This window comes from Streptomyces sp. NPDC003691, from assembly GCF_053981115.1.
On record NZ_JBSFNQ010000007.1, the window covers coordinates 148,821 to 158,084 of the forward strand.

The 9,264-nt window shown below is 72.7% G+C and carries 8 protein-coding genes; 2 read left to right on the top strand and 6 right to left on the bottom strand.

The features are described from left to right. Positions 1 to 33 precede the first annotated feature (33 nt). From hflX to miaA, 6 genes are all read right to left on the bottom strand, one after another. Entirely contained in the window at positions 34 to 1,539 is a 1,506-nt protein-coding gene (gene hflX / locus ACWDR0_RS05850; protein WP_456350385.1) for a GTPase HflX, read from the bottom strand. A gap of 219 nt (positions 1,540 to 1,758) precedes the next feature. Next, positions 1,759 to 3,378, bottom strand: coding sequence for a M1 family metallopeptidase (locus tag ACWDR0_RS05855; protein ID WP_456350386.1), 1,620 nt, complete (start codon positions 3,376 to 3,378; stop codon positions 1,759 to 1,761). 64 nt (positions 3,379 to 3,442) lie between these two features. Beyond that, the gene (locus tag ACWDR0_RS05860) at positions 3,443 to 5,638 is read right to left on the bottom strand and encodes a RelA/SpoT family protein (protein WP_456350387.1); all 2,196 of its coding nucleotides are present in this window, start codon (positions 5,636 to 5,638) and stop codon (positions 3,443 to 3,445) included. 154 nt (positions 5,639 to 5,792) lie between these two features. Beyond that, positions 5,793 to 6,746, bottom strand: a complete 954-nt coding sequence (dapF, locus tag ACWDR0_RS05865; protein ID WP_456350388.1) for a diaminopimelate epimerase — start codon at positions 6,744 to 6,746, stop codon at positions 5,793 to 5,795. 94 nt (positions 6,747 to 6,840) lie between these two features. Further along, positions 6,841 to 7,281, bottom strand: a complete 441-nt coding sequence (locus ACWDR0_RS05870) for a hypothetical protein (protein ID WP_456350393.1) — start codon at positions 7,279 to 7,281, stop codon at positions 6,841 to 6,843. Between the two features lie 105 nt (positions 7,282 to 7,386). Beyond that, positions 7,387 to 8,325, bottom strand: coding sequence for a tRNA (adenosine(37)-N6)-dimethylallyltransferase MiaA (gene miaA / locus ACWDR0_RS05875; protein ID WP_456350389.1), 939 nt, complete (start codon positions 8,323 to 8,325; stop codon positions 7,387 to 7,389). Between the two features lie 181 nt (positions 8,326 to 8,506). Here miaA and ACWDR0_RS05880 point away from each other — a divergent pair, with 181 nt between their 5' ends. Then, the gene (locus tag ACWDR0_RS05880; protein WP_456350390.1) at positions 8,507 to 8,800 is read left to right on the top strand and encodes a hypothetical protein; all 294 of its coding nucleotides are present in this window, start codon (positions 8,507 to 8,509) and stop codon (positions 8,798 to 8,800) included. Between the two features lie 94 nt (positions 8,801 to 8,894). Further along, positions 8,895 to 9,152, top strand: coding sequence for an antitoxin (locus tag ACWDR0_RS05885; protein WP_456350391.1), 258 nt, complete (start codon positions 8,895 to 8,897; stop codon positions 9,150 to 9,152). The last annotated feature ends 112 nt before the right edge of the window (positions 9,153 to 9,264 follow it).

A 9,264-nucleotide genomic window follows, 5' to 3' on the forward strand; every position in this document is an offset into this window, starting at 1 on the left:
GTCGGTTCCGGCCCGGCAACGGCCGGGACGGGGTCAGCTTCCGACGAGGGCGTACGGTGCCAGGGCCGAGGCCAGCTCCTCATGGACCCGCGCCTTGAGCAGCGTGCCCTCCGAGGTGTGCTCCTCGGAGAGGATCTCGCCGTCGGCATGGACCCGGGAGACCAGTCCTCCCTGGGTGTACGGCACCAGGGCCTCGACCTGGACCTCCGGCCTCGGCAGTTCGAGGTCGATCAGACGCAGCAGTTCGTCGATGCCCTCACCGCTGCGGGCCGATACGGCGATCGCCCGCCGCTCGATGCGCAGCAGTCGCTGGAGCACCACGGGATCCGCCGCGTCCGCCTTGTTGATCACCACGATCTCGGGCACGGAGACCGCGCCGACATCGCGGATCACCTCGCGCACGGCGGCCAGCTGCTCCTCCGGCACGGGGTGCGACCCGTCGACCACATGGAGGATCAGATCCGCGTCGGCGACCTCCTCCATGGTGGAACGGAAGGCCTCGACGAGATGATGCGGCAGGTGCCGGACGAATCCGACCGTGTCGGCCAGGGTGTACACCCGGCCGCCCGGCGTCTCGGCACGGCGGACCGTCGGGTCCAGGGTGGCGAACAGGGCGTTCTCCACCAGGACACCGGCACCGGTCAGCCGGTTGAGCAGGGACGACTTTCCGGCGTTGGTGTACCCGGCGATGGCGACCGACGGCACCTTGTTGCGCCGTCGTTCCTGCCGCTTGATCTCGCGGCCGGTCTTCATCTCCGCGATCTCCCGGCGCATCTTCGCCATCTTCTCGCGGATCCGGCGCCGGTCCGTTTCGATCTTGGTCTCACCGGGGCCTCGGGTGGCCATACCGCCACCGCCGCCGCCACCCATCTGCCGGGAGAGCGACTGACCCCAACCGCGCAGCCGGGGCAGCATGTACTGCATCTGGGCCAGCGCGACCTGCGCCTTGCCCTCCCGCGACTTGGCGTGCTGGGCGAAGATGTCGAGGATCAGGGCCGTCCGGTCGACGACCTTCACCTTGACCACGTCTTCGAGGTGGATGAGCTGGCCCGGCGAGAGCTCACCGTCGCAGACGACCGTGTCCGCGCCGGATTCCAGGACGATGTCCCGCAGTTCCTGGGCCTTGCCCGAGCCGATGTAGGTGGCCGGGTCGGGCTTGTCACGGCGCTGGATGACACCGTCGAGGACCTGTGCGCCCGCCGTCTCCGCGAGGGCGGCCAGCTCCGCGAGGGAGTTCTCGGAGTCCTGCACCGTCCCGGAGGTCCAGACGCCGACCAGGACGACGCGCTCCAGACGCAGCTGGCGGTACTCGACCTCGGTGACGTCCTCGAGTTCGGTGGAGAGGCCCGCCACCCGCCGCAGCGCCGCACGGTCGGAGCGGTCGTACTGCGCGCCGTCCCGCTCTCCGTCGATCTCGTGGCTCCAGGCGACGTCCTCTTCCATCAGGGCATCGGCCCGAAGGCTCTCGGTGCGCGGGTTCTCGGTGCGCGCGTCAGCGGAATTCCGCGGGTCCTGGGAAGGGGATGAAGAGGAGGTCATTGGATCCTTACGTCGGTGGGAGAAATGCATGCGCTCGTGGTGCCGAGCCCGGTCGTGCCGGAAGGGGCCCGTCACAGCCTCTTCCGGTACGGCCTTGTCAGTCACAACGGGTAACGGTCCCGGAAGATTCCCGGGTGCCGGATCCATGGGGTCCGCCGGGAGACCGGGGACCGCCCGCGGCGCCGACCCCTCGATGGTCGCACGCCGTGCTCGGGCCCGTCACCCCGGTTTCACCACCGCCCGCGCTGCGGGGTGCGGCAGGGTTCCCGGGCCCGTGCGGCCGGCCGGATCCGGGGCCGTCCGGGCGTCCGCGGGCGGCGGTGTGACCTTCCAGTCCGGATGCCCCGGCATGGGCGGGGTCCGCTCCCCGTACAGCCACTCGTCGAAGAAGGGGCCGAGGTCGCGTCCGGAGATCCGGGACGCCATGCGGGCGAAGTCGGCGCTGCCCGCCGTTCCGTCGCGGTACTCGCGCACCCAGGCCCGTTCCACCTTGTCGAAGGCGTCGGCCCCGATCGTCTGCCGCAGGGCGTACAGGACGAGCGCCCCGCCGTCGTAGACGATCGGACGGAACAGGCTGATCTTCCGGCCGGGCTCCGGCGGCAGGGGAGCCGCCGGCGGGCCGCCGTCCGCCCGCCACTGGTCGGAGCGCAGATACGCCTCGCGCATCCGGCGCTCCAGGGTGTAGCCGCCGAGTTCCTCCGCGTAGAGGGCTTCGTACCAGGTGGCGTGTCCCTCGTTCAGCCAGAGGTCCGACCAGGCGCGCGGGGTGACGCTGTCGCCGAACCACTGGTGGGCGAGTTCATGGACCATGATCGAATCGACGTACCACTCGGGGTATCCGGCGGTGAACAGCGACCGTTCGAACAGGGAGAGGGTCTGTGTCTCCAGTTCGAAGCCGGTGTTCGCGTCGGCGATCAGCACCCCGTACGTCTCGAAGGGGTACCGGCCGACCCGGCTCTCCAGCCACTCCAGCTGGGCCGGGGTCTTGGCGAGCCAGGGCTCCAGGGTCTCCCGGTCGGCCGCGGGCACCACGTCCCGCAGCGGCAGCCCCCGCGGGCCCTCCCGGGTGGGCACGGCGGACCGGCCGATGGACACCTGGGCAAGTTCGGTGGCCATGGGGTGCCGGGTGCGGTAGACGGAGGTCGTGGTGGCGCCGTTGTGGGTGACCCGCTTCCGTACGCCGTTGGCGACCGCGACCAGCCCGTCGGGGACGGTGATGCGGAAGGTGAAGTACGCCTTGTCGGAGGGGTGGTCGTTGGAGGGGAAGACCCGGTGGCCGGCGTCGGCCTGGTTGGCCATGGCGAGCCCGTCGCCGGTGCGGACCCAGCCTCCGGCGTTCCGGGGGCCGCGCGGGTCGCTGGTGTGCCGGACGGTGATCCGGGCGCGCGTATCGCGCTCCAGAGGCCTGCCGGGCCGGACGACCAGGTCCTCCTCGGCGGTCGCGAAGTCCGCGGGGTGCCCGTTCACCTCAACGGAGCGGACGGTTCCGTGGGTGAAGTCGAGGTTGAGCACCTCCAGCCTCCGGGTGATCTTCGCGTCGACGACGGTGACGGCGTCGAGGGGTTCGTTGTTGACGCCGCGGTAGTCCAGGGCGATGTCGTAGGCGACGACGTCGTATCCGGGATTGCCGAGGTACGGGAAGAGCCGGTCCCCGATGCCCAGGGCCACGGGGGCGGGCGGCGGCAGCGCGGCGGCGATCAGGGCGGCTGACGCGGCCCCGAGGACGGCGGTCCGCAGCAGTCCGCGGCGGGCCCGCGGCGGTCTGCCGGACCGGGCGGACAGCGGGGACCCGGGCACCGGGAACCGGGCGGACGGCCGGACAGTCGTGATGGACGGCATGTGCTACGGCTACCAGCGCGCCGCGGCCCATGGGCGGCGGCACGCTCCCAATCCCCCGAACGGGTCAGCCGGTGGCCGCCGGATGCTGGGTCCGGCTGACGTCGTACACCCCGGGGACGCCCCGCATCGCCCGCATCAGCGACGGCAGCCGGGCGGCGTCCGGCAGGTGCAGGGTGTACGTGTGCCGGACACGCTGCTCGCTGGGGGGTTCCACGGTGGCGGAGACGATGGCGGCGCCCTCGGTGGCGATGGTGTCCGTGAGGTCGGCGAGGAGCCTGGGGCGGCCGAAGGACTCGGCGACGAGGGTGACACGGCACCCCGTGGCATCCCCCCAGCGGACCGGGACGGGCTGCCGGTCGAGCGAGCGCATCCGGCCTACGGCGGGACACTCCTGGCGGTGGACGGTCACCACGCCGCCGCGTACCGGGAAGCCGGTGACGGCGTCGGGGGGTACGGGCGTACAGCAGCCGGCCAGCCGTACGACCGCCTCGCCGTCCGTTCCCTCGGCGACGAGACCGGCCGGCGCGCCGGTGCCCGCAGGGCGTTCCACGGCGGCGGGGACGGGCCCGCGGGGGGCGGCGGCGGGGAGGGCGGCGCCCCCGGGGTGGGCCTCCAGCCAGGCCGCGATCGCGATCCGGGCGGCGGGCGTCCTGGCGTGGTCCAGCCAGTCCGGGGAGGGGCCGGAGACCGCTTCCCGGGAGAGTTCCGGGGCGCCGTCGGCGACCCCGTCGGCCGCGCCGTGGCCGGCCGCATCGCGGTCGGCATCATGGCCAGCATCGTGGTCGGCGAGGAGCAGCTGGACGGCGTCGCCGTCCTTCAGGACCGTCCCGAGCGCGGCCAGGCGGCCGTTGACCCGGGCGCCGATACAGGCGTGGGCCCGCTTCCCGTACTGCGCGTAGGCGGCGTCCACACAGGTCGCGCCCGCGGGCAGACCGAGCATTCCCCCGTCGGCCCGGAACACCGCGATCTCCCGGTCCTGGGCGAGGTCGGCGCGCAGGGAGCTCCAGAAGGCGTCGGGGTCGGGGGTGGCCTCCTGCCAGGCGAGCAGCCGGGAGAGCCAGCCGGGCCGGGTGGGGTCGGCGCGCTCGCCGTCGGGCGCCTCGGCGGATTCGGCGGCACCGTCCGCCGTGGAGTACGGGTTGCCGAGGGCGATCACCCCGGCCTCGGCGACCCGGTGCATCTGGTGGGTGCGGATGAGGACTTCGGCGACCGCGCCCTCCGGCCCCGCCACCGCGGTGTGGAGCGACTGGTAGAGGTTGAACTTGGGGGCGGCGATGAAATCCTTGAACTCGGAGACCACCGGGGTGAAGCAGGTGTGCAGCTCGCCGAGTACGCCGTAGCAGTCGGCGTCCTCGGCAACCAGGATCAGCAGCCGCCCGAAGTCGGTGCCGCGGAGTTCGCCCCGCTTGGCGGCGAACCGGTGGACGGAGAGGAAATGGCGCGGCCGGATATGGACCTCGGCGGTGATGCCGGAGTCCCTCAGGACGGCGCGGAAGCGTTCGGCGACGTCGTCGAGGACGGCCCCCGCCGCGGTGTTGGCGGCGATCAGGGCGCGGGTGCGCTCGTATTCGGCGGGGTGGAGGATGGCGAAGGCGAGATCCTCCAGCTCGGTCTTGAGTGCCTGCACCCCGAGCCGCTCGGCGAGCGGGATGAGGACGTCCCGGGTGACCTTGGCGATACGGGCCTGTTTCTCCGGGCGCATCACCCCGAGGGTGCGCATGTTGTGCAGCCGGTCGGCGAGTTTGATGGACATCACCCGGACGTCGTTGCCGGTGGCGACGAGCATCTTCCGGAAGGTCTCGGGCTCGGCCGCGGCCCCGTAGTCGACCTTCTCCAGTTTGGTGACGCCGTCGACGATGTACGCCACCTCGGCACCGAACTCCCGCTCGACCTGGTCGAGCGTCACTTCCGTGTCCTCGACGGTGTCGTGGAGGAGAGAGGCCGTCAGGGTCGTGGTCTCGGCGCCGAGTTCGGCGAGGATGAGGGTGACGGCCAGCGGATGGGTGATGTACGGCTCGCCGCTCTTGCGGAACTGGCCGCGGTGGGACGACTCCGCGAGGACGTAGGCGCTGTGCAGCGGGGCGAGGTCGGCGTCGGGATGGTGGGCGCGGTGCACGTCCGCCACATGCCCGATGGCGTCCGGCAGCCGGTGCCGTCCGGCCGGGCCGAGCAGTGCGGCACGGCCCAGTCTGCGGAGGTCGAGCCGGGGCCGGCCGCGCCTGCGGCTGTGGGCACCGGGATTGGCGGCCTCTGCACTCATGGGGCACCTCCGCGCGGGGACTTCGGAACGCTGGGCCCGGCGGTCGGCGGAGCGGTCGTGCCCCCGGGGCCGGTGCTTGATGCTACCGAGCCCACCACGTGGAGCAGTCCGGCTCTCGCCCAGCGTGAACCGGATCACCCGTTCGAGCGAAGCTCTATCCGTCGGCGGTTTCGGAGCGTACGAGCAGGGCAGCTCCGATGTAACCCTCCGCGACGATGACGGCGGGGCCCGTCATCTCGATCTCCCCGTCCGGCCGCTCCGTGATCACCAGCCGTCCGCCCGGCAGGTCCACGGTGTACGTGGCGGGGAGCCCGGTCACCGCCGGGTCGGCACCGTCCCGCCGGGCGGCCGCGACGGCCACCGCGCAGGCGCCGGTGCCGCAGGAGCGCGTCTCGCCGGAGCCGCGCTCGTGCACGCGCATGGCGACATGGTGTTCACCACGGTCGACGACGAACTCGACGTTCACTCCGCGCGGATAGACCGCGGCGGGGGCGTAGCCGGGCGCGGTGTACAGGTCCCCGGCGTGGTCCAGGTCGTCGACGAAGGCGACGGCATGCGGATTGCCCATGTCGACATTGCGCGCGGGCCAGCTCCGGCCGTCCACGGTGACGGTGACACCGTCCTCCGGGAGGACGGCGCGGCCCATGTGGACGGTGATGTCGCCGCTGTCGGGGTGGTCCGCGGCGCCCTTGGCGATATGGACCTTCTTGACGCCGCCGCGCGTGGCGACGGCCAGTTCGCCGGGGCCGGTGTGGCCCGCGTGCTGGAGGTAGCGGGCGAAGACCCGGACACCGTTGCCGCACATCTCGGCGACGGAGCCGTCGGCGTTGCGGTAGTCCATGAACCACTCGGCCTCGTCCGCGAAGCGGCGGGCCTCGGGGTGGGCGGCGGAGCGGACGACGTGGAGCACGCCGTCGCCGCCGATCCCGGCCCGGCGGTCGCAGAGGCGGGCCACGGTCCGCGGGGACAGGTCGAGGGCGTTCTCCGGGTCCGGCACGATGACGAAGTCGTTCTCGGTGCCGTGGCCCTTGAGGAAGGCGACGGGCGCCGCCGGGCGACCGGTCTGCTGCGGGTGCCGCTGGGGCTGTGCGGTGCTCACGCCGTCCATCGTACGAGCAAGGTCACCGGACGGGGTGCGGCGGTCGGCTTCGGTTCCCGCTCCGGCTTCGGCTTCGGCTTCGGCTTCGGCTTCGGCTTCGGGGTCAGCGGAGCCGGGCGACGCGCCAGACGGCCAGCGCGACCATCAGGGCCGCCACGCCCACGTAGAGCGCGAGCACCCGCCAGTCCGGGCGCTCCCCCGAGCCCCGGGGCGGCAGACCGGGCCAGGTGTGCCCTACCCGGCGGGCCGCCATCACACCCCAGCCGGCCGCGCAGCAGCTGATCAGCAGGCCGAGCATGGCGACGACGGCGCCCGTCTCCCCCGTACCGAAGGCGAGGGGGAAGGCGAACATCAGGGAGCCGACGGCGGCGAGGACGACGATGGGCGCGAGCTGCCAGATCCGCAGCCGGCGGGCGGGCCGCAGTTCGACCTCGACCTCCCCGGCGAGCAGCTCTCCGTCGTCGGGGCCGTCGGAACTCAGTCCGGGCGCGCCGTCCACGGTGTCACGTGGCTGCTGCTCGGTGTCGTGAGGGCCGGCCTCCATCGCCACGCGCCCTCCCAACTCGGACTCCACGTCGATCGATGCTCGATGATGGCACGGCCGGGAGTGCCCGGATGACGGGCAGGGCGTCCCGATGCCATCACGTGATCAGGCTGTAACCGCTCGTTCGATCAACGCCAGCGCCCGTCGCGGAAGTTCCCCGCGGTCGGCCAGCGCCCCACTGAGCCAATGCACCCTCGGGTCCTTCCTGAACCACGAATCCTGACGGCGCGCGAAGCGTTTGGTGGCACGTACGGTCTCGTCGCGCGCCTCCTGCTCGGTGCACTCGCCCGCCAGGGCGGCAAGGATCTGCTGGTAACCGAGGGCGCGCGGGGCGGTCAGCCCGTCGCGCAGCCCCTGTCCCTCCAGGGTGCGTACCTCGTCGACGAAGCCCGCTGCCCACATCACGTCGACCCGCCGGGTGATGCGGTCGTCGAGTTCGGGGCGGGCGACGTCGACGCCGATCTGAACGGTGTCGTACACCGACTCGTGGCGGGGGAGGTTGGCGGTGAACGGCTTTCCCGTGATCTCGATCACTTCGAGGGCCCGGACGATCCGGCGGCCGTTGCCGGGCAGGATCGCGCGGGCGGCCTCGGGATCGGCGGCGGCGAGCCTGGCGTGCAGCGCGCCGGGGCCGGATTCGTCCAGTTCCCGCTCCAGCCGGGCCCGGATCTCCGGATCGGTGCCCGGGAACTCCAGGGCGTCGACGGCGCCGCGGATGTACAGGCCGGAGCCGCCGACCAGTACGGGGGTCCGGCCCGCGGCCAGCAGCCGGTCGATCTCGGCCCGGGCGCGCCGCTGGTACTCGGCGACGCTCGCGGCCTCGGTGACGTCCCAGATGTCCAGGAGGTGGTGGGGGATCCCGCCGCGCTCCTCGACCGTCAGTTTGGCGGTGCCGATGTCCATCCCCCGGTAGAGCTGCATGGAGTCGGCGTTGACGACCTCACCGCCCAGCTCCCTGGCGAGGAAGACTCCCAGATCGGACTTTCCGGCCGCGGTGGGGCCGACGACGGCGATGACCCGCGGTGCGGGGGCTGCACTACTCACCGTCCCAGTCTCCCAAACTCAGGGACGTGTCCCCGAACGAGCGAGGTGACGGGGCGCCCGGGGCTTCGTTCCTGTTGCGGAGTCGCGGGCACCGGTTTGCGGGCCCATGGGCCCGGACGGCGCGACAGGGCGCTCCGGGCGCCGCGGACCGCGGCCCGCACGAGGAGCTGATGGAGTGCTGATGAGCCTTTTCTCATGGTTCGGCCGGAAGAAGAAGGCCGGGCAGGAGCCGGAGCCCGGGCAGTGCGTCGCGGTAGCCGCCGGGGCGGCGGAGTCCGCCGAGGGCGCCGCCGGACCCGGCGCGGAGAAGGGCGGCTGCGCCCTGGCCGCGGACGGCGGAGCGGGGGCCGGAACGGAGACCGCGAAGTCCGCGGACGGCGCGGAGGCACCGGCTCCGGCCGGAGTGGAGATCCCGCGCCAGCAGTCGGCGGGCGATGTCGAGGGCAGCGAGGCCGGAGAGGGCGCGCGCCAGTAGCCGTCGCCCCCGGCACAAGATCCGTCCCGAACGCGAAACCGGCGCGGGTTTGTCACACTGGATGTCACCAGTCGCTCACGAGGGAAGGTGGCCCATGGGTCTCATGGACACGCTGAAGGCCAAGCTCGCCCCGGCCAAGGAGAAGGTCTCCGACCTCGCGCAGCAGCACGGGGACAAGATCGAGCACGGTCTGGAGAAGGCCGCCAAGGCGGTCGACTCGCGGACCAAGGGCAAGTACAGCGACAAGATCGAGACGGGGACCGGCAAGGCCAAGGAGGCACTGGACCGGATCGCGCACAAGGACGGCGGCACTCCCCCGCAGCCGCCCGCGTCGCCGCCGCCGGCCGCCTGAGGCACAGGGCCGTCCCCGCACCGGCCGAGGGCCGCGGAGCAGCTCGCCGCCCCCCATCTGCCGCCGCCGTACGGCCTCGGCGCCGGACCCGTGGAGCAACTGGCCGTCCAGC

Coding starts and splice junctions, on each gene's coding strand:
- hflX (WP_456350385.1), bottom strand. CDS start 1,539: ATGACCTCCTCTTCATCCCCTTCCCAGGACCCGCGGAATTCCGCTGAC.
- ACWDR0_RS05855 (WP_456350386.1), bottom strand. CDS start 3,378: ATGCCGTCCATCACGACTGTCCGGCCGTCCGCCCGGTTCCCGGTGCCC.
- ACWDR0_RS05860 (WP_456350387.1), bottom strand. CDS start 5,638: ATGAGTGCAGAGGCCGCCAATCCCGGTGCCCACAGCCGCAGGCGCGGC.
- dapF (WP_456350388.1), bottom strand. CDS start 6,746: ATGGACGGCGTGAGCACCGCACAGCCCCAGCGGCACCCGCAGCAGACC.
- ACWDR0_RS05870 (WP_456350393.1), bottom strand. CDS start 7,281: ATGGAGGCCGGCCCTCACGACACCGAGCAGCAGCCACGTGACACCGTG.
- ACWDR0_RS05880 (WP_456350390.1), top strand. CDS start 8,507: ATGAGCCTTTTCTCATGGTTCGGCCGGAAGAAGAAGGCCGGGCAGGAG.
- ACWDR0_RS05885 (WP_456350391.1), top strand. CDS start 8,895: ATGGGTCTCATGGACACGCTGAAGGCCAAGCTCGCCCCGGCCAAGGAG.